Annotated in this window: 20 protein-coding genes; 9 read left to right on the top strand and 11 right to left on the bottom strand. The window is 61.8% G+C overall.

The features are described from left to right. Positions 1-48: 48 nt before the first annotated feature. Positions 49-627, top strand: a complete 579-nt coding sequence (locus tag ACYVNQ_RS03990; protein ID WP_460900973.1) for a TetR/AcrR family transcriptional regulator — start codon at positions 49-51, stop codon at positions 625-627. A 212-nt stretch (positions 628-839) separates the two neighbouring features. Here the strand turns inward: ACYVNQ_RS03990 and ACYVNQ_RS03985 are convergent, their stop codons facing one another. The 7 genes from ACYVNQ_RS03985 to ACYVNQ_RS03955 all read right to left on the bottom strand — a co-directional run bounded on the left by ACYVNQ_RS03985 (position 840) and on the right by ACYVNQ_RS03955 (position 9,407). Next, entirely contained in the window at positions 840-2,420 is a 1,581-nt protein-coding gene (locus tag ACYVNQ_RS03985) for an aldehyde dehydrogenase (NADP(+)) (protein ID WP_460901026.1), read from the bottom strand. A 34-nt stretch (positions 2,421-2,454) separates the two neighbouring features. Beyond that, positions 2,455-3,471, bottom strand: a complete 1,017-nt coding sequence (locus ACYVNQ_RS03980) for an NADP-dependent oxidoreductase (protein ID WP_460900972.1) — start codon at positions 3,469-3,471, stop codon at positions 2,455-2,457. Positions 3,472-3,664: 193 nt separating this feature from the next. Further along, on the bottom strand, positions 3,665-4,573 hold the full coding sequence (locus ACYVNQ_RS03975; RefSeq protein WP_460900971.1) for a LysR family transcriptional regulator: 909 nt from the start codon (positions 4,571-4,573) through the stop codon (positions 3,665-3,667). Between the two features lie 321 nt (positions 4,574-4,894). Continuing rightward, complete coding sequence (locus ACYVNQ_RS03970) at positions 4,895-5,215, bottom strand: putative quinol monooxygenase (protein WP_460900970.1); 321 nt, start codon at positions 5,213-5,215, stop codon at positions 4,895-4,897. A gap of 188 nt (positions 5,216-5,403) precedes the next feature. Next, positions 5,404-6,018 (bottom strand): TetR/AcrR family transcriptional regulator, encoded by a 615-nt coding sequence (locus ACYVNQ_RS03965; RefSeq protein ID WP_460900969.1) that lies wholly within the window; start codon positions 6,016-6,018, stop codon positions 5,404-5,406. 74 nt (positions 6,019-6,092) lie between these two features. After that, the gene (locus ACYVNQ_RS03960) at positions 6,093-6,806 is read right to left on the bottom strand and encodes a response regulator transcription factor (RefSeq protein ID WP_460900968.1); all 714 of its coding nucleotides are present in this window, start codon (positions 6,804-6,806) and stop codon (positions 6,093-6,095) included. 237 nt (positions 6,807-7,043) lie between these two features. Beyond that, a complete protein-coding gene (locus ACYVNQ_RS03955; protein WP_460900967.1) occupies positions 7,044-9,407 on the bottom strand; it encodes a CHASE2 domain-containing protein in 2,364 nt (787 codons plus the stop codon). An 812-nt stretch (positions 9,408-10,219) separates the two neighbouring features. On the opposite strand from ACYVNQ_RS03955, the gene ACYVNQ_RS03950 reads away from it, so the two are divergent. Beyond that, a complete protein-coding gene (locus ACYVNQ_RS03950) occupies positions 10,220-11,020 on the top strand; it encodes an EAL domain-containing protein (protein WP_460900966.1) in 801 nt (266 codons plus the stop codon). A gap of 58 nt (positions 11,021-11,078) precedes the next feature. Here the strand turns inward: ACYVNQ_RS03950 and ACYVNQ_RS03945 are convergent, their stop codons facing one another. The 4 genes from ACYVNQ_RS03945 to ACYVNQ_RS03930 all read right to left on the bottom strand — a co-directional run bounded on the left by ACYVNQ_RS03945 (position 11,079) and on the right by ACYVNQ_RS03930 (position 15,055). After that, the gene (locus ACYVNQ_RS03945; RefSeq protein ID WP_460900965.1) at positions 11,079-12,083 is read right to left on the bottom strand and encodes a DedA family protein/thiosulfate sulfurtransferase GlpE; all 1,005 of its coding nucleotides are present in this window, start codon (positions 12,081-12,083) and stop codon (positions 11,079-11,081) included. 111 nt (positions 12,084-12,194) lie between these two features. Continuing rightward, complete coding sequence (locus ACYVNQ_RS03940; RefSeq protein ID WP_460900964.1) at positions 12,195-13,466, bottom strand: DUF3734 domain-containing protein; 1,272 nt, start codon at positions 13,464-13,466, stop codon at positions 12,195-12,197. A 10-nt stretch (positions 13,467-13,476) separates the two neighbouring features. Further along, positions 13,477-14,259, bottom strand: a complete 783-nt coding sequence (locus tag ACYVNQ_RS03935) for a 3-hydroxybutyrate dehydrogenase (RefSeq protein ID WP_460900963.1) — start codon at positions 14,257-14,259, stop codon at positions 13,477-13,479. A 16-nt stretch (positions 14,260-14,275) separates the two neighbouring features. Then, positions 14,276-15,055: an acetoacetate decarboxylase gene (locus ACYVNQ_RS03930; RefSeq protein ID WP_460900962.1), complete on the bottom strand. Its 780-nt coding sequence runs from the start codon at positions 15,053-15,055 to the stop codon at positions 14,276-14,278. 411 nt (positions 15,056-15,466) lie between these two features. Here ACYVNQ_RS03930 and ACYVNQ_RS03925 point away from each other — a divergent pair, with 411 nt between their 5' ends. The 7 genes from ACYVNQ_RS03925 (at position 15,467) to ACYVNQ_RS03895 (ending at position 24,657) form a co-directional block, all read left to right on the top strand. Further along, a complete protein-coding gene (locus ACYVNQ_RS03925; protein WP_460900961.1) occupies positions 15,467-16,054 on the top strand; it encodes an Ohr family peroxiredoxin in 588 nt (195 codons plus the stop codon). A gap of 346 nt (positions 16,055-16,400) precedes the next feature. Next, positions 16,401-17,969, top strand: a complete 1,569-nt coding sequence (locus ACYVNQ_RS03920; RefSeq protein ID WP_460900960.1) for a ferritin-like domain-containing protein — start codon at positions 16,401-16,403, stop codon at positions 17,967-17,969. 9 nt (positions 17,970-17,978) lie between these two features. After that, complete coding sequence (locus ACYVNQ_RS03915; RefSeq protein WP_460900959.1) at positions 17,979-19,406, top strand: hypothetical protein; 1,428 nt, start codon at positions 17,979-17,981, stop codon at positions 19,404-19,406. Beyond that, on the top strand, positions 19,396-20,256 hold the full coding sequence (locus ACYVNQ_RS03910) for a hypothetical protein (RefSeq protein WP_460900958.1): 861 nt from the start codon (positions 19,396-19,398) through the stop codon (positions 20,254-20,256). The genes ACYVNQ_RS03915 and ACYVNQ_RS03910 overlap by 11 nt, the downstream gene beginning before the upstream one ends. Before the next feature lie 4 nt (positions 20,257-20,260). Then, positions 20,261-21,673 carry a radical SAM protein gene (locus ACYVNQ_RS03905; protein WP_460900957.1) on the top strand — a complete coding sequence of 471 codons (1,413 nt, stop codon included), beginning with the start codon at positions 20,261-20,263 and terminating at the stop codon, positions 21,671-21,673. Beyond that, positions 21,670-23,187, top strand: coding sequence for a flavin-dependent monooxygenase QhpG (gene qhpG, locus ACYVNQ_RS03900; RefSeq protein ID WP_460900956.1), 1,518 nt, complete (start codon positions 21,670-21,672; stop codon positions 23,185-23,187). Before ACYVNQ_RS03905 ends, qhpG begins: the two co-directional genes overlap by 4 nt. 312 nt (positions 23,188-23,499) lie before the next feature. Continuing rightward, the gene (locus tag ACYVNQ_RS03895) at positions 23,500-24,657 is read left to right on the top strand and encodes a YncE family protein (protein WP_460900955.1); all 1,158 of its coding nucleotides are present in this window, start codon (positions 23,500-23,502) and stop codon (positions 24,655-24,657) included. The last annotated feature ends 263 nt before the right edge of the window (positions 24,658-24,920 follow it).

The raw sequence follows: 24,920 nt of genomic DNA, 5'->3' as shown, positions 1-24,920 counted from the left end.
AGTTCGATTGCGCGGCCAGCTGGGAACGCGTACCGAAGGAATTTACCAATGCGTAAAACTAAAGCCGGAAAAGAGGAAACACGAAAGCGAATTCTCGCAGTCGCCAGTCAACAGTTCCGCAGCAAAGGCATAGATGGGACCAGCATCGCCGGCATCATGACGTCCGCTGATCTGACGCACGGCGGCTTTTATCGTCATTTCTCGTCCAAGGAAGATCTGGTGGCAAAAGCCTGCGCGGCGCACATGGATAGCTTTGTCGATGCGGCGAAGGCCGCAGCCGAGTCCAGCCCAGCCCCCTTTCTGATGCATCTGGAAAATTACCTTTCGACTGAGTACCGAGACAGTGTTTTGGGAGGATGTCCGTTGGTATCGATAGGCAGCGACCTGGCAAGGGCCGACGAGGAAACACGCCGTGGCGTGACTAAAAGGCTCGAGCGACTAGTTAACCTTATCGCCAGGTGGGCAGAGGCGGAGGGAACCGCCTCTGCAACAGAATCGGCGATTTTCACATTGTCTTCGATGGTCGGTGCCATCACCCTGGCACGGATCGTCGAACCTCGGAAGTTGTCCGACCAGATTCTGGATGTGACGAAAAAGCGTTTGGCAAAGCTCCAAACGCTTGCGTAAGGGTTGAGCACATCGCAAAGCCACTTCAACATCTGCAACTCGCCGGGTCATGTTGAGCGGACATCGGACAAGCGAATTCCGTAGACCTGTTTGCACCAGCGATGTAAATTGCTCTGATCTGAAAATCCGGTCGCAGATGGGAACGTCGGGATGCGGTACACAGCTGCCTACCCGCCGAACATGGCCCTCCTCCGGGCCACGACGCACGGCACTCAAGCCTGCCTTGGCTGCCCATCGCGTAGCCGCCAGAGGCCCAGCGGGTTTCCGTCCTGCAAGGCGGGTGGCAACAGGCTTGCCGGCATGCCCTGGTAGGCGACCGGTCGCAGAAAGCGGTCGATCGCTGAACTGCCGACTGACGTGAACCGTGGGTCCGTGGTGGCGGGGAACGGGCCGCCATGGATTTGCGCATCGCAGATCTCGACCACGTTTGAGAAGCTGTTCGCGACGATGCGTCCGGTCTTGCGTTCGAGCACCGGAATCAGTTTGCCGGCAAGATCGACGTCGGCATCGTCGACATGAACAACGATGCCAAGCTGGCCGGACAAATGCCGCGCGACTTCATGCATCTCGTCGAAGGAGGCGCAACGGATCAACAGCGCCATCGGGCCGAATACTTCCTCGGCAACGCGCATATTGGCGATCGCCGCGCGCGCGTCCACTTCGAACAATAGCGCTTCGCCATCGAACGGCCTGTTGCGCGGCAGACCGCGAGCGATCTCGGTAACGCCGCTCGCCGCCCGGGTCCGCTCGACACCTCGCTCATAGTTGCTGTGTATCCCCGGACTGAGCATGGTCTGTGCCGAGGCCGCCGTCAGTCTTTCAACCAGCGTCCTGCGCAGCACGTCGAAACCTTTACCTTCTATCGCGATCACGATACCAGGTTTCAGACACATCTGGCCAACCCCGGCTACCATCTGCTCGACAAAGCCGCTTGCAAAAGCATCAGCGCGCATCGCCTGAGCGGTGGGCAGCAAGAAATGCGGGTTGACGCTCGCCATCTCGGCGAACACGGGAATCGGCTCTGCGCGCATCTGACCGCGACGGTAGATCGCCATCCCTCCCGCTTCAGATCCTGTAAATGCAATCGCCTTGATTTCGCGATGATCGACAAGCGCTTCGCCTACTTCATGGCTGCCACCGGTCACGAGCGAGAATACCCCTTCATGCAAGCCGGATTCGACGACTGCTTCGCGAATGACGCGGCCGATCAACTCCGATGTACCCGGATGTGAAGGATGTGCCCGGCAGACCACCGGCGCTCCGGCTGCGAGCGCAGAGGCGGTATCGCCGCCCGCCACCGAATAGAGGATCGGGAAATTGCTTGCGCCGAATACTCCGACCGGCCCCAACGAAACCTTGTGCATGCGCATGTCAGGACGCGGTCCGCCTGAGCGATCTGGATCGGCGCTCACCAGCGTCGCCGAGCGCCACAGGCCGCGCCGGACCACGTCCGCAAACAGGCGAAGCTGGGCAGCCGTCCACGACACTTCGGCTTCGAGGCGCTGCTGCGGCAGGCCGGTTTCCAACCTGCATCGCTCGACGATCACAGGCGCATTGGCTTCGAGATTCGATGCAATGCGTTCGATGAATCGTCCGCGCATTTCGGGATCAGTCCTGCTATAGCTGTCGAACGCCTCGGCCGCCAGTTGGGCTGCCCGGTCCACGTCGTGAGCGCTGCCGCCGCCGAATGGTGGATCGATGAATTCGCCCGTGACGGGATTGACCGCGTGAAATTCGGCTCCTGCGCCGAACACCTCGGCCGCGCCGATCAGCATATGACCAGTCAGTCGCATCGTGTATTCCTTAAGTTGAAGAGAGTGGACCCGCTTATGCCGGGGACCGGTCTGCAACATGCACAACGATCTTTGCCTCGTTACTACCGCCGATCAGCGAGAGCAGTGCGGCTGGCGCGTTCTCCAGACCTTCGACGATCTGCTCGCGATAGTGCAACTCGCCAGACGCGATTAGCGGCGCGGCGAACGTGCGCCATTCGCTGGCGTTCCCGGAGCGGTCGTGAACAATGAAGCCCTGGATGTGCAGCCGCTTCGTGAAAGTCGCGCGAAGGTTCGGGCCGGGCGCCGGCTCGACGTCGTTATATTCGGCAACCATGCCACACATCACCATGCGGCCGAAATCGTTGAGTAGAGGAAAAACCGCGCGCTGCACGGCACCGCCAACGTTCTCGAAGTACACGTCGATGCCTTGCGGACAGGCTTCGCCTAATGCACGTGGCAAGTGGGCGGCAGAACGATGGTCAATGCATGCATCCGCGCCCAGCACCTCGCGCACGTAGCGGCATTTGTCCTCGCCGCCGGCAACGCCTACGACGCGCGCGCCGGCCCGCTTTGCAAGCTGCACCACCACCGACCCGACCGCGCCGGCAGCGGCTGCCACCACGAGCGTTTCGCCCTGCCGAGGCTTGCCGATATCGCGCAAACCCGCATAAGCTGTCGCGCCCGGCATACCGAGCACGCCCAGATAAGTCGAATACGGCACACCGCCCGGCAATGCCGTCAGTACCGTACCCGACGACACGATATGGCTCTGCCAGCCGCGCGCGCCAAGGACGATCTGGCCAGTTGAGAAGTCCGCATGTCGCGACGCGATCACCTCACCGACTGTCTCGCCGGTCATCGGCTCGCCCAGTTTGACCGATGGGGCATACGACGCAGCATCGTCCATCCGGCCGCGCATATACGGGTCGATGGAAAGCCAAAGCGTACGAGTCAGCACTTCGCCGTCGGCAAGCGTGGGAATGCCTTGTTCAACGATTGCGAAATTGTCGGGTGTGGCCGTCCCGTCCGGACGGCTACGCAGAATGACGGAATGACGGATTGCGGTCATGAACTTCCTGAAGGCTGACAGGGAAGCGCGAGGCCGTCGTAGCCGCGACAAGGATCGCGCACGGCCCCCACGCATGAACTGCCGTCATTCTATGTACCGGAGTGGAATAGATAATCGCCCCGGCACGCAGATGACTCGTGCACCTCACGCATGAATGCGATGCCGCTTCCTTCGGTGTTAGATCAGCTCGATGTCAGGCATCCCAGGGCGGTGGAATAAACTGCGCCGCCAACCAGTCGGCAAAGGCGCGCGTCTTGAATGGCGTAAAGCGCGACGACGGCCTTACCAGGTGGATTCCACCACTGTGCTCGAACTGCCAGTCGTGCAGCACGCGCACAAGCTGTCCTCGCGCGAGTTCGTCCGCAATCAGCCAGCGGGCGCAGACCGTGACACCGAGACCGGCCACCGCTGCTGCAACCAGGCTCGCCGGATCGTCCGCGATCAACCGGCCCTTGACTCGAACCGCGGTGGAAACGTCTGCCCGGCAAAAATGCCAGTCCGGGAAGCCTTCGAAACGCAAGTTGGCCAGACAGGCATGCGCGGCGAGCTCGTCCGGAGAGGCTGGGGTTCCATGAGCGGTGAGATAGGACGGAGAAGCAACCACAATCCTGTCGTTTGACGCTAACTGACGTGCGACCAGGCGGCTGTCCGCGAGATCGCCGAGACGCACGGCGAGATCGAAACGCTCATGCACGAGGTCGACATAGCGGTCCGAGAATTCCGCTTCGATCGTCACCTGCGGCCAGGTTGCGAGAAACATCGGCAGCATTGGGCCGATCCAGCGCTGACCAAACGTGGCAGGTAAAGCAATCCTCAATAGACCCGAGGCAATTCGGTTGCTCTGTGTAATCTCGGCCGATGCCTCGTCCATCAGCGAAATTGCCGCGCGCATTCGCCTATAGAACGCGGCGCCGGCTTCTGTTGGCGCAAGACGACGAGTCGTACGCTCCATCAACCGTACGCCTAGACGGGATTCCAGCGCACTAACCCGGCGCGACACGATGGACGCGTCGCGCCCGAGTACGGCACTCGCCGCGGTGAAGCTTCCCGCATCGAATGTTGCGAGAAATGCGAGGATATCGTCCAGGTCTGCGCCGTCCATCTACCCATTCCGTTTCATTTCGCTGCATCCAGCAGAAGACCAAGGGATTAAGAGAATCTTGCCAGTCATCCCGCGTCGGGATACGCGACAAAATGTATCGTATACCGGCCAGATGCACGCGATCGCTCGCAGCATCCAACTTGATATCAGGCGACCGAAGCGCGTGTATGCGCTGAAGACGGTGTGGGCTAACGGCATTGGCGACGTCTCTGATCACACGCGTCTACAGACTGTGTTGACGCTGTAACGCGAGCTCGGTACTCGCGAGGGCGCGAAGCGTACGACGGTCGGCCTTGCCGAAGCAGCTAACCGCGAAGCACGCTAGTCGCCCTTCACATACGTCCGGATCGGGTCAAGCCACTCGAACGTGCGATCGGATTTCAGCAGCGTTTCAAGCTTGCGCTCATAGTCGACCCGGTACTGCTTTTTCATATGATGCTCGAGGAAGTGCTCCGCCGTGCCCTCCCATGTTTCGTAGACCACCAGCGTGTCCGGATCGTCGACCGCGCGATGCAGGGTCGTGTTGACGAAATCGGGTTCGTGGGACATTTGGTCGAGCACTTTGATAAGGCTCGAATAGAGCTCATCGCGTGCTTCGGGCTTACCAGGTAGACGGACGACAAACGAGATTTTGTGATCCATATTCGGCTCCAGCGTTGAAGACGTTTAGTCAACTCTCGTGGGCGCGCATTGGGTCGAACTGTTGTGCGTCACGGAGGGTACGCGACGAATTATGGACTTTACGGTATCCCATTTCGCTGGGCCCGATCGATGAAACCGTTCGATTTTATCGAACATGTTGCGGCGTGGCAGTGCGCCGCTGCCTGCGCTCACGCCGCCTTACGGTTTTTCTTGCCCGGAAATTCGGCGGGCCAACCAGTCAGCACCGCCGCCACGATCTGGCGCAGTTGCCGGCGGCTTGCGCCGCCTTTCGCCTGCACCGCGAGACCCTGGATCAGCGTTGCAATGAAGGCAGCCGCCTCCTGGCTGTTCATACCCGGAGGAAGCGGCCCCGCATCCGCGACAGCGACAAGGCGTGCGCGCAGCCGCCGTTCGAAGTCGTTGCGTCGTTCTGCCAGTTCGTCGCCGAGCGCACGCGCGTCCGGGCTGCAAGCCAATGCGGACAAGGTGAGCAGACAACCCGAAGGTGTATTGCGGCCCGTGTGCAGATTGACGATGCCGTACAGCAACGACTCGGCAATGAGCCACGGAGTAGGCTGCGTCAACGCAGCCTCACGGAAAGCCAGCTGATTGCGTTGATACCGGTCGAGCACGCGGCGGAACAGGCCTTCCTTGCTTTCGAACGCCTTATATAAACTCGATTTGGTCAGGCCCGTTGCATCCTGCAGATCGGCTAGCGATGCGGCCTCGTAGCCCCGGTCCCAAAACACATGGAGGGCCTGTTCCAGCACCTCGTCTTCATCGAACTCGCGCGGTCGTGCCATGATAATTTTCCCGATATTTTTCGGGAAAATTATATACCAGGCGGTTCCGAACCCCGGTCGACCGCACCCGCACGCTACACGCAACTATCGCTTGCCGCCGGCGTCTTGACCACGTCCAGACGGTAGCCAAGCGTATAGATCGACGTGAGGCGCAAGCCGTTCTCGGGGCTCAGCTTCAGTTTCTGCCGGATCCGATAGATATGCGTGTCCAGCGAGCGCGACTCGACCCCCAGTTCCCTGCCCCACGCCGTCATTGCCAGCAGATCTCGCGACAGGATCTTGCCGACGTTGTTGAACAGCGAAGCAACCAGCTGGAATTCCTTGGTAGTTAAATCGATGCGGCTGCCGCGCAGCGTTACGCTGCGCTCCTGCGGGTCCAGCACATACTCACCCGCCTTGATGAGTTCATCGCGCGCGACGTTGCGCGCAATGCGGCGCAACAGTGCATTGACCCGCGCCGCCAGTTCGTCGGCGCGAAACGGCTTGAGCATGTAGTCGTCGGCGCCCGCCTCGAGCGCGCGCACCACGTCGACTTCATGCATGCGGCTCGTCAGGAACAGCACGCCGTATTCGACATCGTCGCGCGCACGGATCCAGTTCAGAACCTCGATACCGCTCATGCGCGGCAAGTGCCAGTCCAGCACCACCGCGTCCACCGTCTCGGACCTCAGATAGCGAACCGCACATTCGCCGTCGTCGACGATCTTTATCGTGTGACTGAAAGGAGTCAATGCGTTGAAGACCGCTTCCGCCTGGATTGGATCATCTTCCACAATCAATATGCGCATGCTTGCACCCCGAGCATCTGGTCACCTCTTATGTTCGACTTGCCGACGCCTGCACCGCTCACCCGACACGCAAACGTTTGCGCTTTGGTTCGAACGTGCTGAAGACGACGAAAATCATAGGTTAGACACGCAAAACTTGTGTGAACATTTGTGACGTTTCCGGTACTACCCAATGCGTTTTACATCGACGCTGCTAAAGTTCTGTAACGCGCAAAGATCGCGTTGTGCGAACCGCTGCTAACCCGAGCCCATTTCGACCTTAGGCAGAAACACCATGAAGGTCGCCCCCTCGCCGAGTTTCGATTGAACCATCAGCTTGCCGCCCAGCGAATCGACCACGGTCTTGACGAATGCGAGGCCGAGGCCATGCCCGGCGCGCGAGGATCTCGAATCCAGCTGGGTGAATTCGCGAAACAGCGTCTTGCGTTGCTGCTCGGAGATGCCGATGCCATGATCGATCACCGAGATCTTCAGATGCTGCTCCGTTTCCGCAAGGTGCACATTGACGGTAGACGACTGCGGGCTGAATTTGATCGCATTGCCGATCAGATTGGCGAATGCGCGACGCAGCAGTGCAACGTCCGCCATCGTGCTCTTTCCCGGCTCCGCGATCAGGTTGACGGTGGTCGATCTCGCACTCGCCTGAGGCCACAGATCGTCGATCGCATCGCCGAGCACCAGCGCGGGATCGACTTGCGACAGTTTGGGCGGCAGGCTTTCAGCCCTCGCCAGAAAGAGAAAATCGTCGGAGAGGTTCAATGCGGTGGTCGCGTATTGTTCGACCAACTCGATAAACCGTTGCGCGGTGAAACGCGGCGGCTCCTGGCGCATCTGCTCGACGAGCGCCAGAATCGCTGCTTGCGGCGAACGCATGTCATGCGACAGAAAGCGCAGCGCCATGTCGCGCTGACGCTCGGCCTTGCGAACCGACGAAACATCGGCCACGTGAAAGATCAGCGCACCGTTGCGCCCGGCCGACGGTTTGATCGGCGCGCATTTAATCAGCAGCGAACGCCCGCCTCGCGCGTTGGTAATTTCGATGCCTTGTGCAAGCAACGATTCGTTATGCGCCGGCAAGTCGTCGCCGCGTGCCCAGTGTTCGAGCGAGAACAAGGCCTGCGATGCGAAATCGATCGCCCGATGCGATGCCGTGATTTCGAACAGCACGTCGGACACCGGGCGCCCCGCCGGCGAGCGGCGGGCACTGCGGCGCACCTCCGAATGCTCGGACAAGGTGAAGACGCGTTCGTTGGCCAGCATCACGATGCCGGCCGGCGACGTGACCAGGGTCGCTTCCGGAAGACTATCGACCCATTCGGATACAAACTCCCGATAGCGTCGCACCCGCTCGACGAGTGCCGCCATCGTGTTCAGGCGGCGCTGGATCGGATCGATGAAAATGCGCGCGGCAGCGGATTCTTCCGGCAGCGTTGGCTCGCGCATCACGCGCGCAGCTTCCAGCGACAGATAGTTCAGCAACGCTTCCTGGCGCCGCCATGCCCACAACGGATAGGCAACCGCACAGGTCAGAATGCCGGCGGCGGGCGGCAGGATCACATGCGCGAAGCGCAGCATCGCGTAGCTGCAAGCGGCGATCACCGCTGCCAGACCGACCGACACCACGAGGCTCGCGCGCGGCCCGAGCAGATACAGCGACAGGCAGATCAGCGGAACCGCACTCTCGCTGAACAGCAACTCGTACCAGAAGCTGACCGGACGCGTCAGCGTGGACGTAGCCAGCGCATTGACAATCTCCGCAATGAACTCGACGCCCTTGAGCGACGAACCTTCGATTACCGGTGTTGCGAGGCGCGCACCGAGGCCATCGGCGGTGGCGCCGATCAGCACCAGCTTGCCTGTCAGTTCGCTGGCCGGAACGACGCCTTGCAGCACGTCGACGTACGAATACTTCTGCCAGGACTTGCTGCGGCCAAGCGGCACATAGCGCAGGCAGCCCACGCCGTTCACGGCGGCCGCCTGCCTTTCGGCATTCGAACACACCGCGGAGGAAGCACCGCCCGTGCGCAGCAGCAGGTCGGCCATATGCCGATCCTCCTGAATGCCGCCAGCCAGCATATAGAAACTGCGCACCACCCCGTCCTGATCGGAATGCACTGCAATGTGGCCGCTCGCAAATCCCGCACCGGCGATGCCGCTGTCCTGCGCATCGTCCGTGCGGCCGTTCGGTGCGGCCCCGGCATCGCGTCTCGTCACGACTTTGCCGTTACGCCGGATCGCCGCAGCCAGCGCCGCTTCAGCACCCGGCATCGCATGCGTGCTGCGCATCGGCATCAGGTCGAGGCCGATCGCCGCGACACCGCTTTGGGTCAGGCGGTCGATCAGGCGTGCATGGATTTCCGGGCCAAGCGGCCAGCCGCCCAGGCGCTCGATGGTACGGTCATCCACCGCGATGACGACGACCTTGTCCGGCGCGACGCGATGAACGAAGCGCGACGCGGCATCGAGGAATGCAAGGTCGGCACGATGCAGCACATGAGTGCACGTCAGCACCAGACAGAACACGATAAGCGTGACGGTGAGACCGACCCACTCGCGCGCAAGGTTCGGATACGGCTCGACGGACGCCGACGCCGTGGCCATTGCGGCACTTCGGGAGCGGCGCAAGGCGAAGCGGAACAGTCTTCCCCTCATGTCAGCTGGTCTTCTCTTGTACATTTTAAAATTGCAAACGCTTATCGCGGTTACTTATTGCAGCCTTTTATTCAGCAGGCTAAACTTCACCATAAAATTGCCAAACAAATCCGGCATCTTCATTCGATACTGCTTCATTCAGATTCGTAAAAATTTCCCGCACCACCCTGATCCATCCCAGTCGCCAATGTGCGATCTTTTGAGATTATTTCGCCCAGAAAATTCTGGTAACGATACCGGATTCTATCGAACCTCAATTATCAACAATTGTCACAAAGTGCACTGCGCTCCGGTGCGACATCCCGTTGCACCGCGCCGATGCTCCCTCGGCAAGAGGTTACCTTGCCCAAACCGGCAGCGCTGCAACTTTCTCGCTATTTTTCGATGTGAAATGGATATCGTTCGAACTGATGGAACGCCCTAAGCGTTCTGCATGACTATGCGTACCGGCAGCTCCGCGCCCAATTGCCAGGATATAAAAGTCGAAAATTCTAATGTTTTTTACGTCCGGATAAAAAATTCAAATTCCTTAAAAAATTGACCGGACATATTCGTTTATTTTTCAGTGAAATTCACAGTGCGCAGTGCAACGCACCAAAATAAACACGCTTGACGCACTGGCACGTTTCCACTATAAAATCCGATAACGCGGAGAATATCAGAACATATGCACCGCCATGCACCCGATCCCGGCCGTCTGTCTTCGCCCAGCGACACGGCCGTTCGCCGCAGCCAGTCAACCGCACAAGACCAAGCGGAACATGATGAGACAGACCTCACCAGTAGAGCACGCGTCCACGATAATCAGCGAAGCCGAACGTGGACTTTGTCATGACGAATTCTTTTTTGTTCTTCAACCGAAATTTCGCCTGCGTGAAAATAGCCTGTCCGGTTTCGAATACCTGATCAGATGGCGCCATCCGGAAGACGGCGTGCTCGAGCCGGCGTTCTTTATCAGCGTTGTCGAAGATTCGTCGCTAACGGGTCAATTCACCGATTTGCTGATCGCTCGCGCAGCAGGCATGCTCACGCAATGGAAAGCGGCGGGCTATGACGACCTGTCGCTGGCGGTCAATCTGTCTGCGCCAGAGCTTGGGCGCAAAGATCTGCCGAGCCGGCTTGCTGCGCTGTTCACGTCGCTCGGCATCAAGCCTGGCCGCTTTGAAATCGAATTGACCGACGTCGTTCATCCCGACCAGCTGGACTGGCTGGTGGATGTGATCCATGCGGTGCAGGCCGTCGGTGTGCGGGTCGCGCTCGACGACTTCGGCTCCGGCTTTAACTCGCTGACGCTGCTGCAGCAGTTGCCGGTCGACATCGTGAAGTTCGATCGCTCACTGATCCGGCAGGTGCCGTTGAACGAAGAAGCAAAAAGAATGGTCGAGACGCTCGTGCGCCTCGCACGCAGCCATGGCAAGCGCATCGTGCTGACCGGGCTCGAAACGGCCGAGCAGTTCGAGTGGGCACGCACGCTGCACGACATCGAAGGCCAGGGTTTCTATATTTGCGAGCCGCTATGTGAGGCGCAAATCGGCGACGTGATTTCCCGGCACCGGCAATAGCGCTTACGCGAGGCGCTGCAACCACAACCTACGCGTATATACACACTCGCGCACCGCTTCACTGCGCAACGAGCCGCGCCTCGTCTGCCATCACCGGCTCATCGTTTAACGCCGCCACTGGGTTGACCTCGAAGCCGGCCCGCCGCCATGCATCGATACCGCCGGTAAGCGGCAACGCGAGCTTGATGCCGGCAAGGCGCAGCCGCCTCGCCATCCACGCGGCCGACACCTCGTTCGGACACGAGCAGTAAATCACGAGCGTACGGTTGGCTCCGTAGCGTTCGACGATCTCTTTCAGGTTGCGCTCATCCGCATGCACGGACCCCGGAATGACAAACGGATCGAGCATTCTTCGTTCCGCCGAGCGAATATCGAACACCACAGGCCGCGGGTTGCCCGCGAGCAGCGCATGCAGTTCGTCCACGCTGATGCGGGCCTTCTCAAGCGCCTTGGCCAGCATGATCCGGCGGAAGTAGCGATACGCGAGATAAAGCGCGAGCGCGGCGCCGACTACCATCAGTGCCTGCCAGCCGAGATGCGACAGCAGCCCGAACACCGCCTCGATCTGCGACGCAAATGCGGCACCCAGCGCGAGACCTGCCGCAGCCCAAAGCGCGACACCCACGCTATCGTGCAACACGAACGAGCGCAGGCGCACCGACATTGCGCCGCACAGCGGCACCGCCACCAGCGACAAACCCGGCACGAAGCGCGCGACCACCAGCACACGCACACCCCAGCGCCCAAAGAAGCGCTCGGTCTTCTTCACACAGGTCTCACGCGACAGCGACAGCTTGCAGACCGTGTGCAGCGTACGCTCGCCGTAGCGCTTGCCGCCCTGATACCAGACCAGATCGCCAAGCACGCCGCCGAGCACGGCAGCGGCCAGCATCGTCGCGAAATGCAACAGTGCCGACGGCAGTGCATGCATTGCGAGCACAATGCTCGCGCCCACGGCGATGAGCGTCGGTATCACCGGCAGCGGCAAACCCAGCGACGATGCCAGCACATTCAGCAACACGACCAGCACGCCGTACCGCGCAATCAGTTCATGTGACAACATGATGCTCTCCTTCGCTTGCCGTGCCGGTCGGGACGGCGGTTGACGTTGCGCTGCGCCCGGCGTCGGCCGGTGCAGCCGGAATGGAATCGCACACTGCTGGCCGCGAGGACACTACCTCGCGTTCCGCACTGCTTCATCCGGTTTGCGTTTCAGCTGCGTCACCGGCTGCGTGACCGGACCGGTGGCCTCGCTGACATCCTGCCGATAGCGGTGCACATCGCGCGTGACGAAGCCGGTCTCGCGGCTCGGAATCGCGAGCCATTCAGGGTGCCCAAACGAACGGCGAATATCCTCGAGGCCGCTGGCCCAATGCTCGCGCATCGTGTCCTTGCTGAACTCATAGTCCTTGTAGTGCCCTTCGAACGACTTGTTCTTGTAGATCAGATGCATCACGTTCACCGCACTGCCGTCCGCGGTCTTCTGCGCCTCCTGCAGCAGCGCATTGCCGAGGCGCTCCTTCTCGGGAATATGCTCGAGCAGCGCCTTGATCATCTGCGCGTGCTTCTGGTTTTGCGACATGAAGGCGGTAATCGCGCGCGTACGGCTCGAATACTGGATGTCCTTGGTGCGTTCGCTGACGTCCAGCAAATCGCCCGGCAGCTTGCCGCGCGAACTCCATAGATCGACCTGAAACACCAGCGTGTCCTTGTGCTGACTTTCGCGGATGATCTCCGTGAGCGGCGTGTTCGACACGAGGCCGCCATCCCAGTAGTACTCGCCGTCGATTTCGACGGCGGGAAAACCCGGCGGCAATGAGCCCGATGCGATGAAATGCTCGGGGGCGAGGCGCATCGCCGCATTGTCGAAATAGACCAGGTTGCCGGTACGCACGTTGACGGCACCAACTGAAACACGCACGTCGCCGCGATTGATACGGTCGAAATCCGCGTAGCGCAGCAGCGTCTCGCGCAATGCGGCGGTGTCGTAGTAGCTGACCTGATCAGGGCGTTTTTTGCCGAGCCCGGTCAGATGCATCGGCGGGCGCGGCGCAAAAAAGCCCAGTTGCCCTTCCATCAGCGTGCGGGTGGCGGCCCATGCGCTGGTCCATTTGCGTCCGATGTCTTCGAACCCGGGCCAGGCGGGAAACCGCGAGCCGACATGGGCCAGAAAATCCGCCGGCTGGCTGATCGTATTCCAGAAGCCGCGCAGCGCTTCCACACGATGCTCGGGCGCATTGCCGGCGATGATCGCGGTGTTCAACGCACCGATCGAGACGCCTGAGATGCGGGTCGGCTCAACACCGGCTTCGGCCATTCCCTCGTATACGCCGGCCTGATATGAGCCAAGTGCTCCGCCGCCCTGCAGGACGAGTCCAATCTCGTGATACGGCGGCAGCTTGACGCGCTGCGGCGCTTGCAGCTTGTTGCGCAGGCTCGAATTCATGTTTGGCTCCTTACTGCATGAACCAGCCGTGGCTGACGACGATCGATTGCCCGGTTAGCGCATTCGATTCGAAGCCGGCGAGGAAGGCCACCGTGTCAGCCACGTCGGCTAGCGACGTGAATTCGCCGTCGACCGTCTCTTTCAGCATGATGTCTTTCACCACTTGCTGCTCGCTGATGCCGAGTGCTTGTGCCTGCTCGGGAATCTGCCGGTCGACCAGCGGCGTTCTGACAAAGCCCGGGCACACCACGTTGGCGCGCACGCGATGTGGGCCGCCTTCTTTGGCCACCACGCGCGCGAGTCCAAGCAGCCCATGCTTTGCAGTCACGTACGCGCATTTGAGTTGCGAGGCCTCGTGCGAATGCACCGAGCCCATGTAGATCACTGCGCCGCCGCGCTTCGACGCGTACATATGCTTGAGCGCGGCGCGGGTCGTCAGGAACGCGCCGTCGAGGTGAATCGCCAGCATCTTCTTCCAGTCGGCAAATGCATAGTCTTCGACGCGGTTGACGATCTGGATGCCCGCATTCGATACGAGCACGTCAAGGCCACCCAGGCGGCTCACCGTCTCGGCGACGCCGTCGTTGACGGCAGCCTCATCGGTCACGTCCATCGCCAGCGCGATCGCGCTGCCGCCCTTTGCCACGATGTCTTGCGCGACCTGTTGCGCATGCGCGAGATTCAGATCCGCGATCACCACCGTCGCGCCGCCGGCGGCCAGCTTGCGCGCGCACTGTTCACCAATCCCGCTTGCTGCGCCCGTGACGAGCGCGACCTTGTCGTTCAATGCCATATATCCTCCTTGAGCGTTACTGATTAACTGCGAGTTTGATTGCCTCGGCGGGCGCGAGATAGTCGTACGCCACTTCGCCGATATCGAGCGTCAGATTCGCGATGACGTGACGTCCGCCGAGAATCCTGCGTACCGGCAGATCGGCCACCGACGCAAGCGCATGCGGATGCAGCTCGAGTGCGGCGGGCCCTTCCCACGCACCGAGCACCTCGACGTCGCGCAGGAAAAAGCGCACCAGTTCGCAGATGCGCACTGTGCCGTCGACATGCGGGATTACCTTCAGCAGATAGTTCGGCGTGTCGGCCAGCTTGCGGCGCTCGGCTTGCACATCGAGCGCGCGATACTTGTAGCCCATCGTGCCGGTCGCAATGCGTTGCGTGCCGTAGTCGAGCGTGCCGAGCAGCGTGTCCTTGCCGTCGACACGCAGCGTCGGCGTCGCGAGTTTCTTCGGAAACCCCCAGATTTCCCGGCCGCCGGCGATCGGACCTTCGTCGTCCAGATACATCGCGTGCGTGTAGTTGGCGCGCTTACCGTCTTCGTCGAGGACCGAGATCACCTGGCCGCTTTCGGTGTAGTCGCCGAAGCCGGACGAATCGGGCATGCGGATGAACTCGTAATGGACGATCGGGTTGTCGACCGTCAGCGGTTCCGGCACGACTGCGCGCAGCGCATCGAGGTCCGTTACGTACGAGACGATGAAGTACTCGCGGTTGATGAAACGGAACGGCGGACGCGGATAGGCTGGATTGTGTACCGGCATCGCAAACGCGTTGCCGCGGATATCTTCTTCTTTCACAGGTCGTTCCTCGATGTAAGGCAGCCCGCAAGGCTGCCGTCAGGAACCATCGTAGGCGCGCCGGTCGAACCGCAGTAGCTCTGCAAAGGAGCTCACGATGTTGTCTGCGCAACAACAATCGGCGGCACAGATCGCACGCGCAGCGGCAACCGGCGAAATAGCCGCAACTGGCAAGAGGAGCGCATTGCTGCTGCCCCCGGCCCTGAGCGCGGCTGCGATTGTTGCCTTCACGGCAACACCGTGCGTCCCTGTTCGCGGCTTCTGCGCCCGTTGCGACGCGCCTACGATCGTGCTGACGGTGACGCGCACGCGCGACATCCGGCAGATTCTGTGAATGTCCGCGGGACGGCAGAGGATGCACACGCTGTTTCCCCGTACCGAGCGGGTCTGACAAATGGATGGATCGACACCATGGACAAGCTGACACCTCCGCCGCCGAGCATGCTCGACAAGTACTACGGGTCCGATTTTCAGGGGCTCTATACCGGTACGGTGAGCGTGACCGGCGGCGAGGCCGAGCACGGCAGGGCGTCCGGCGTGGTGCGCTCAGACGATGGCAACCTCGAGCTCGACCTGCGCCTGCCGCAGGCCATGGGCGGCCCGGGCGGCGGCACCAACCCCGAGCAGTTGTTCGCGGCCGGCTATGCGGCGTGCTTTCATGGTGCGCTGACCTTGATCGCGGCACGCAACGACATCCCGATCGACAGCGCCACGGTAAACGTGTCCGTCACCTTCGGCCGCGACCCGGTAGATGGGATGTACATGCTGACCGCAGACATCAGGATTCATCTGCCGGGGGTGGACGAGGCGCTTGCCGAGCAGCTGGTGCGCGCCACCGAGCGCGCATGTCCGTACGCGAAAATGGCACGGCAAGGAATCGTCAACGTGGTTGCGCTGCAGGTCGATGCGCCGCCGGCATCTGCAGCGGCGTCTGCACGCGATCAATATGCGAACGACATCGACAGCGACGCTTCAACGGCACCCCAAAAGCCTTTGTGAATTTTTCTGTAGTTCACCGTTCGATGCTTGACAGGCTCGACAACCAACGCCATTCATATCAAACAGAAATTCAATCTGCCAGATTGAGCAGGATGGTCGCGCGAGACGTGCATGCCAGAATGAGGCCGCTTTATTCAGAAGCTTAGCCAGACAGCATTTCTGCAGCGTTTTCCGCTTTAGCATTGGGCCGGCTGTCACACCGCACTCATGCCGCATCGACAACATCCATAACGGCACATGACGGCGCATCCGCATGCCCCGCTTTCCCGCAATACCCGCCACACCCGTCATTCCCCGCAGTTCTGCATGACCATCTTCCTTCTGACGTGGGCAATTAGGAGCGGCAATGCAATCATTCAGACTTTGGCGCCATCTCGCACCCGGCGGTCACCCGGCTAGCGGCAAGGCGCCGCACGCGCTGGCCGCAAGAGGCGACACCGGCGTGCCTGTACCTGCACTCAACGGCGAATTCTCTCCGCGCGACTACGTCACCTATCTGTTGTCGATCGATGCGGAAATCGAGCACTGCCTGATGGTGCAGTACCTGTACGCGGCTTATTCGCTAGGCGGCCCGCAAGTGCCGCCGGCCTTCCACGATGCCGTGCGCAGCTGGCAGGAAACCATCCTCGGCATCGCCAAGGAAGAAATGGGCCATCTGATCACCGTACAAAACGTACTGCGCCTGATCGGTTCGCCACTGCATTTCGAGCGCAACGACTATCCGTGGGATACGCCGTTTTATCCGTTCCCGTTCATGCTCGAACCGCTCACGCTCGATTCGCTGGCGAAATACGTCTATACCGAAGCGCCGATCGGATGGGACGGCGGCGCATTGGGCAAGGAGATCCGCGCGCGCGTCGACGCCCAGGTGAAAGAGCCGCATCAGGTCGCCGAACTGTTCGAAACGCTGATTCCGCTGATCCAGGACCCGAACTACCTTTCCGACGATGTGTTCCAGGCAGACACCTACCGCTGCCAGGCGGACTTTGCCGAATGGGGCCGCGGCTATCAGGGCGGCAAGCGCGGCAACACCGGCAGCGCGACGTTGAAGAGCACGCCGGACGTGCTGGTGATACCCGCGACGTCGCGCGACGACGCAGTCAGCGCACTGCAGGCGATCTCCAAGCAAGGCGAGGCCGCGTACGGCACCGATCCCTCGCATTTCGTGCGCTTCCTGCGCATCTACGTCGAAATGCGCGCGGCGATCGAAGGCCACGCGATCGGCACCGACGTCTGGCACGACGCCCGGCCTGCCGATTTCGTCGAAGAGAAATGGCAGGCGGCCTATCCGGTTGCCGTGTCCTCACTGCATGCGAATGCAAGCGCAAACGGAACGGCTCCAGCCTCGACACGCGCCGCGTGGCAGCCGTCCCGCGCGGTCGCCACCAATCCTTACGTGTCGCTCGATACCGACCTCGAGCCCGAGCAAGGCGGCACGCCGGTCACGCCTATCACCGAACCAGTGACTGCGCTGTGGGCGTCGCTACTGAACCTGCGCTACCGGATGCTGCTGCAGTATCTGATCCACAGCTTCACGCTATACGGTGGCCTCAATGCGGCAGGGCTCGTCACGCCGCGCGGCTCGATCGTCAATGCCGCGTTCGGCGAGATGTACAACCTGCGCGCGATCTCCGAGATCCTGATGCAGTCGCGCGTGTCGCATGCGGCGGATGCGCCGTTCGCGGGCCCGCCGTTTCAGGTGCCGTACACGCTCAACAGCCCGTTCGGCGAAGCCAACCGCTGGCGCGGCCATCTCGATCTGCTCGACGCGGCCCAACATCTGGTGTCCACGCTGCTCGCCAAAACCGATGCCGCGCGCCATCCGTATCTGCATAGCCTGCACGAAGCCGACAAGAATATGGTCGCCATCGCGAAGCGCATTCTGTCCGGCGATGTCGATGCCGCGTTACTCTAGGAGCCAAGCATGCCGATACTGGAATTGCGGATTCTGCCGCCCGTTGCGGTCGGAAGACTGGGCGCCTCCGAGACGCCGCTCGAAGCATTCGAACTCGCCGTCGACCCCGACAAGCCACTCGACTATCGCCGCATCGTGCCGAGCACCACGCTGGAGGTGAACCAGCAAAGCGGCGAAATCACGCGCGCGTATCTGCCCGAGCGGATCCGTTTCAAGGACGTCGACAAGAAAGTGCGGCCCGTTGCGCCGTTCGTCGAAGTCTTTGCGCGCACCAGCGAAGCGCCCGACCAGTTGCAGCCGCTCACGCTGCAGCTGCTCGCTGCGGAACGGCTGGATCTCAGCGCGCTGCACTGGAATGTCGAACTCGGCAACATCAAGATTTACCGGCGCACCAACGATCCGAACGACAAGATCCACGCGCGCCTGCATAACCTGAAAGACCACCACCGGCATGCGGTGGAAGGCCACTGCGAAAACTTTCACGCGGGCAAGCATCTGCCGCTCGGTCATGTGCAATTCATCAAGCCGACCGCGCAGTTTCCCGAGATCCGTCTGCGCTACACGCCGGCGGCCGGCATCGTGTACGGCACGCGCATGCAGCGCCGCGTGTCCGCGGACGACGTGGAACTGCAGAAAGACCCGATCATCGACCGGGAAGCCCTCGTGCTGTACGACGGCACGCGCGGCAAATGGCTCGGCTATACGGAGAGCGTCGGCCCTACGCTCACCAACCCGGCGCAGATCTACGCCGGCTATGCTGGCGCAGACGGCAACCAGGTCAGCTGGGGCTATCTCGACGACGAATGCGACGGCCACGTGCAAGTGGTGCTGACGCGCGGCGACGGCACCAGCCTGCGCGCGCACGGCTACATCGGTGCAGGGCCGCCGGCCTACGCGCCCGATACGCTGCCGGTACGCGTGGTCTCCGACGAAATGGAGCAGATTCTGTACGGCCCCGACGTGACGGAACAAAACGTGCCGATCGACGAAGCCACCGAGATCGTGTTGCGCGCGCTCGAAACGGTGCGCCTGATGAACACCGCGGTAATGAACGGCAATCCGGTCAATGGCCGCCTGAACATCGCGAGCACGATGGTGCGGCAGAACACCAACGACTTCGAACGCTACTACGAAGCCATCGCCGCCGAATCGATCGTCGACAACCTCGCGCTGCGCGCGCTGCATGAACGGGTATTCAGCTCGCTCGCGGCCGGCGGCGCGCCGTGGTTCGCCAACGTGCTGCGCCAGCCTGAGGAAATCGGCGACCTGTCGTCCGAGGCCTTGCGCAAGATGCCGGCCCTGATGCGGGGTGCAGATGGGCGCAGCCTGACGCTTACGCGTCGCCACATCAATCTCGTGATCAAGGCGGCGCGCGATGCGATGTTTGCACAGCCCGCGGAACAACGCGATGCGAAGGGAGACCAGAATGTCGGCTAACCACCAGGACCAACAGCAACAGCACCAGCCAACCGGCGAACCGGAAATCAAGGCCGCGAATCTGACCGCGCAGATCCATCATCGTGGCGTCGGCAACCCCGCATCGGTGCTGCCGCGCAGCGCGATTTCGAACTGCTTTCCGGGGCTCGAATTCGATTTCCGCAATCTGTGGCGGCGCGCCTTCGAAGGCATCACGCTGGTCGAGAACAACAACTACGTGGTTGATGCGGACAAAGGCTTCGAGCATCTGAAGACCCGGCGTTTGCTGCGCTTTGCCGGCCTGGAGGTCGGCACGATGGTCCCGACCACCGGGCCGGTTTTCCCCGACGGCGATTCGGTGCCGCTTGCCAGCGCGCCCAATCCTAACGCGGTGTCATTCATGGAGTGGTCGAATTCGATCGCGCGCATCGTTCATCTGCAGGGCAAGCAGGTCGAATGCGAATTCACCGCGCACCAGAATGCGACCGAAGAAGTGCTGGCCAACTCGCAGAAAGAGACCTTCAAACAGACGCTCACGTTAAGGCACTTTTTCGACGGCGCCACCGCGAGCTTCAACCCACAGATGCTCGAGCCGGGCGAACTGACGCAAGGCCTGTGCTCGCCGTGGCAAAACGACTATCGCGAATGCGCATGCTATTACTGGGCCGCGTCGCGCCCCGACTTCGTGAACGTCGAGCCGGGCGACGACGGGCTCGCGCGCGGCGACATGTGGCTCGCGAAACGCCGTACCGGCACCTACATCGCGGATAATCGCGTCGATTCGCGCCTGTGGTCCTACGACGATCTGTTCAAGTCGTGGCAGGAAGATCTGCACTTCGTGATCCGTGGCAACGACGCCGATGAATCGTGACCCGTTGGACGTTCCGCTGCCGACGCAGCATGCTGCGTTAGCGGCGGCGCTGGCCTCGCGCATCGTCGACGCATCGCGCCCGCGGCATCCGCAGATGCATCTGGTCGACGATGCGGACGGCGCGCATCTGCTGCTCGTGAACGGCAGCCAGCTGTTTCATGTGCCGCACGGCCTGCATCGCGAATTCGCTGCTGCGCTGCACGGCGACGACGCGCAGCAAGCCGTCGCGGCGCTGCTCGCTCGCGAGCACCTGGTACAGGCGCCCGCAATCGACGACGAGCCGCTCACCGACGTGCCGGTGCATGCACTATCGCTCGCGATCGCGCAGAAATGCAATCTCGGCTGCACTTATTGCTACGCGCAGCAAGGGGAATTCGGCGGCAAGGCGAAAAGCATGGCGCTGCAAACCGCGCTTGCTTCCGTCGACCTGCTGATCGACGAAGCCAGCGAAGGCGGCAAGATCAACCTCGCGTTCATGGGCGGCGAGCCGCTCGCCAATCGCGACGTGCTGCGTGCCGCAACGCTGTACGCACGCGAACGCGCGGACGCGCGCGGCATACGCTGCAACTTTTCGGTCACCACCAACGGCAGCCTGCTGCGCGAAGACGACGCAGACTTTTTCGAGGCGCACGGCTTCGCCGTCACTGTCAGCCTCGACGGACCTGCGCCGGTGCACGATCGCCTGCGCCCGTTCAAAAGCGGCAAAGGATCGTTCGACCAGATCGTCGAACGGCTCGCACCGCTCGTTTCGCGGCAGCGGCGCATGCAGGTCTCGGCGCGCGTGACGGTCACGCCATTCAATCTCGACCTGCCCGCGACGCTGGATACCTTCATCGACATGGGTTTCCACAGCGTCGGATTTTCGCCGCTGCTGCGTGCTTCGAATGGCCGCGCCGAAATGACCCATGACGACATGGCCGAGATGCTGCAAGGCATGATTGCGTGCGGGCTCGCGTTCGAGCAGAAAGTGATGCGCGGCGAGCGCTATCCGTTTCTGAACATGCAGAACGCGCTGCGCGAGATCCAACGCGGCACGCACCGGCCTTATCCGTGCGGAGCCGGCGCCGGATATCTCGGCGTATCCGCCGATGGCGAACTGTCGGCGTGTCATCGCTTCGTCGGCGACGAGGCCGGCGCGATGGGCAGCCTTTCCGATGGCGTCGATCGCGCCCGGCAAACCATCTGGCTTGCCGAGCGGCACGTGCATCAGCAACAACCGTGCAATTCGTGCTGGGCCCGCTATCTATGCGGCGGCGGATGCCACCACGAAGTGCTCGCGCGCGGGCGCAGCGCGTGCGACTACATTCGCGGCTGGCTGCATTACACAATCGGCGCGCATGGCCGGCTGGCGCGCTATGCGCCGAACTGGTCCGCCGGTTCGCAGGATGCGGCGCCTCGCAACGCCGGACACGCGTGACGCGCGAATTCGACGTACTGGTGGTCGGCGCCGGGCCTGCCGGCCTGTGCGCGGCACTGCGCCTGAACCAGCTCGGGCACCGCGTGCTGGTCGTCGAACGCAGCGTGCAATGGCCGCGTCCGCAGATTGGCGAAGCGTTGACGCCCGGCGTGCGCAATATCGTCGACTATCTCGATGCGAACGATGCGCTCGCAACGGTTCCGCTGCTGTCGGGCCAGCGCACGCGCGTGCGTTGGAGCAGCGCCGGCATCGAAACGATCGCGCATGAAGGCTTCATCGTCGATCGCGCGGCGTTCGATAGCGCGCTGTTGCGCCTTGCCGAGTCGCGCGGCGTGACCGTGCTTCGTCCCGCAAGCGTGATCGACATTCACGGAGCGGCGCGCGCATGGACCGTGGAGCTTGCACACGGCGACGGCATGCAGCGCGTGCACGTGCAGGCGCTGCTCGAAGCACAGGGGCGGCAGCATCGGCGCGCGCCACAGCGATTGCACGCAGCGCGCCTTGCCACAATGTGGGCCGAAATCGATCTCGCCACACTGCCGCGCGGCACCGATCTGTCGACCCGCGTGGAGGCGCTGCCCAGCGGCTGGATCTGGGGCGCCACGCTGCCGCGCCGCCGCTACCGCGTGATGTTCACGTTCGATCCGTCGACGCGCGACGAACCGGCGGCACGCGAGCCGGAATCGATACTACGTGGCGCGTGCGCGCGCAGCCTGCTGTTCGGCGAGATGGCGGGCTTGCGCTGGTGCGAGCCGGTCAGTCTGTGTGTATCGACGCCTTATGTCGATGCGCTCGCGTGGGACGATGGGCGCATCAAACTGGGGGACACGGCATTTGCGCTCGATCCGATTTCGTCTTCCGGTGTCGAAAAGGCGATGCGATTTTCGCTGCAGGCCGCGCTCGCGTTGAATACATGGAGCCGGGCAGCCAATACGGCCGAGCAGGAACTGGCGCGCGGCTTCTACGAAACGCGCCTGGTGGAAAGTGCGGCACGCCATTTCGCGTGGACCGCGCGCTATTACGGCGAGACCTGGTGCGCCGGTTCGCCGTTCTGGCAGCAGCGCGCGATGCCGATCGTGACGCGGGACACGCTTGCATCGAACGTCGCGGAAGACGAAATCGCCGCAGCACGTATCGACACTATGTCTCGCGCGTTACGCACCGAACTCGCGCGCGTCGCGGCCACGCCGGCGCGATCGACCACGCCTGTATCGCGGCTACCGTTGCACGCGCCGGTACGCTTCGCTCACGACGCCGAGATCGTCACGATGCCGTGCGCGACCGGCGACCGTATCACCGCGCAAGCCGCGTTGCGGCATCCGAATCTCGATCGCCCGATCGCGTACTGGGATGGCGTCGCACTGTTTCCGTTGATCGGAGCGCTGACGCGCAGCACGCTGCCGCTCGAACTGATGACGTTTCTCGGCAGGTCGATGGAAACGGCCAGCGCACACAAGCTTCTCGAATGGCTGTGGAACAAGCGGATTATCGAATCCGTTGCGTTGGCAACCTGACGAAATCTTTCAACGCTAATTCACTCGCATTACCGTTCAAATCTGGCTTAAGGCCCGCTTAAGCCAGTCTCGCGCATTGTTCGCCCGAGATAGCCGATAACCGTCTATCAAGGCTTGCATGGATATTCGAGTTCCTGATTTACTGCCTGAGATCCAGCAAATCCGGGCGTCTACAGGTATTGAACGATTCATGCACGAAAATCAGCAATGCTCCGAATTCGAGGAATTTTTATGAATTAATCCGAATAAAGACAATAAACCGTTTAATCGTTATCGCTCACATAAATGATGAGCGGATTCATGGAGACAATGATGAAAGGTCAACGTTCACGGCGTAACCTGCATATCGCCATCTGCTCGCTGGCGGCATGTTTGCTGGCCGCCTGCGGCGGTTCAAACCATAGCAACAGCACGCCCACCAGCAGTGCCAGCAGCACCCCTCACCTCGTCACCAATATCGCGGTGCCTAACGCGACTACCCCCGCTTTCAGTTTTGACATCAGTTACGCGGACCACGGCCGCTACTTCCTCGCCGACCGCAACAACAAAGCCGTCGATGTGGTCGACACGAGCAGTAACCAGCTGATTGCGCAGATCGCCGGCAACTTCACCGGCGCGGGCGCGACCACCGATAGCTCCGGCCCCGACGGTCTGGTGGGCTTGCCTGGCACCAGCACGATCTATGTCGGCGACGTGAATGCCGCGAAGGTGGTGGACACCACGGCGCAAGTGGTGACGAAGACCATCCCGCTCACCACCTCGGGCAATCGCGTGGATGAAGGATGCTTCGATCCCACCGACCACCTCGTGATGATCGCCAACCCGGGAGACGATCCGCCATTCGTCAGCTTTATCAACACGGACACGCAGACGGTCGTCGCCAAACTGCCGTTTACGGGTTCGGCGGGGCTGGAGGCTTGCGAGTACGACACGGGTACGCAAAGTTTTCTGATCAACAACGACGGCACGACTGCCAATCCCAACGGCGAGCTGGATGTGATTGCCGCAAGCTCGGTGCTGGCGGGGCAACCGGCCGTGTCCAAAACCTTTCCGCTTGGCAACTGCGTGCCGGCCGGCATCGCACTCGGACCTAACCAGGACGTGATGGTCGGTTGCGATCCGGCTGCGGGCAGTCCGCTGATTACGTTGATCCTCGATCGCACCAACGGCACCCAGCTCGCGAAACTGCCATTCGGCGGCGTCGACCAGATCGCCTACGATGCAACGTCGAACCGTTACTTCCTGCCGGCGCGGCATTGGACGGCAAACGGTATCGCGGCGGCTTCGGGCTTCACGCCGCAGATGGCGATTATCGATGGCACGAGCCGTACGATCGTCGCGCAGATACCGGTTGGAACCGGCGCGCATTCGGTGGCGGTGGATGGACCCTCGGGCCAGGTCTACGTGCCGTTCCAGGCAGGCAGCGGGGCGTTCCCGAATGGCGGAATTTCCGTGTTCACCGTGAAGTGAGTCTCCGGTCGAACCCGCGTTCGTGATGTCTGTTTGAAAAGCTGATACGCGCGACCGGTGGAATAGCACGTTCCACCGGTCGCGAGCCGCGCCTCGACGCTATTCGCCAGCCCGCCGCGCGCCACGTTTGCGCGATTCATCGAGCAGCCGCGCGAGTGTCTCGCCGCTCAGCCGCGCCGCGATATCCCGCACTCATCGCGGTGGCCTGGCGCCTGGCACGGCAAGCGCCGCATGCATGTCTTCGCCGGGCCTTTCCGGGCGCA

The organism is Paraburkholderia jirisanensis (assembly GCF_054782355.1).
This window is presented reverse-complemented; position numbering and strand designations above follow the sequence as displayed.

Bases quoted from the DNA above. Each gene is read 5' to 3' on its own strand.
- ACYVNQ_RS03960 (WP_460900968.1), bottom strand. From the start codon at position 6,806: ATGCGCATATTGATTGTGGAAGATGATCCAATCCAGGCGGAAGCGGTC.
- ACYVNQ_RS03920 (WP_460900960.1), top strand. From the start codon at position 16,401: ATGCAATCATTCAGACTTTGGCGCCATCTCGCACCCGGCGGTCACCCG.
- ACYVNQ_RS03985 (WP_460901026.1), bottom strand. From the start codon at position 2,420: ATGCGACTGACTGGTCATATGCTGATCGGCGCGGCCGAGGTGTTCGGC.
- ACYVNQ_RS03935 (WP_460900963.1), bottom strand. From the start codon at position 14,259: ATGGCATTGAACGACAAGGTCGCGCTCGTCACGGGCGCAGCAAGCGGG.
- ACYVNQ_RS03980 (WP_460900972.1), bottom strand. From the start codon at position 3,471: ATGACCGCAATCCGTCATTCCGTCATTCTGCGTAGCCGTCCGGACGGG.
- ACYVNQ_RS03950 (WP_460900966.1), top strand. From the start codon at position 10,220: ATGATGAGACAGACCTCACCAGTAGAGCACGCGTCCACGATAATCAGC.
- ACYVNQ_RS03940 (WP_460900964.1), bottom strand. From the start codon at position 13,466: ATGAATTCGAGCCTGCGCAACAAGCTGCAAGCGCCGCAGCGCGTCAAG.
- ACYVNQ_RS03910 (WP_460900958.1), top strand. From the start codon at position 19,396: ATGTCGGCTAACCACCAGGACCAACAGCAACAGCACCAGCCAACCGGC.
- ACYVNQ_RS03925 (WP_460900961.1), top strand. From the start codon at position 15,467: ATGGACAAGCTGACACCTCCGCCGCCGAGCATGCTCGACAAGTACTAC.
- ACYVNQ_RS03895 (WP_460900955.1), top strand. From the start codon at position 23,500: ATGAAAGGTCAACGTTCACGGCGTAACCTGCATATCGCCATCTGCTCG.
- ACYVNQ_RS03975 (WP_460900971.1), bottom strand. From the start codon at position 4,573: ATGGACGGCGCAGACCTGGACGATATCCTCGCATTTCTCGCAACATTC.
- ACYVNQ_RS03990 (WP_460900973.1), top strand. From the start codon at position 49: ATGCGTAAAACTAAAGCCGGAAAAGAGGAAACACGAAAGCGAATTCTC.
- ACYVNQ_RS03970 (WP_460900970.1), bottom strand. From the start codon at position 5,215: ATGGATCACAAAATCTCGTTTGTCGTCCGTCTACCTGGTAAGCCCGAA.
- ACYVNQ_RS03945 (WP_460900965.1), bottom strand. From the start codon at position 12,083: ATGTTGTCACATGAACTGATTGCGCGGTACGGCGTGCTGGTCGTGTTG.
- ACYVNQ_RS03915 (WP_460900959.1), top strand. From the start codon at position 17,979: ATGCCGATACTGGAATTGCGGATTCTGCCGCCCGTTGCGGTCGGAAGA.
- ACYVNQ_RS03955 (WP_460900967.1), bottom strand. From the start codon at position 9,407: ATGGCCACGGCGTCGGCGTCCGTCGAGCCGTATCCGAACCTTGCGCGC.
- ACYVNQ_RS03965 (WP_460900969.1), bottom strand. From the start codon at position 6,018: ATGGCACGACCGCGCGAGTTCGATGAAGACGAGGTGCTGGAACAGGCC.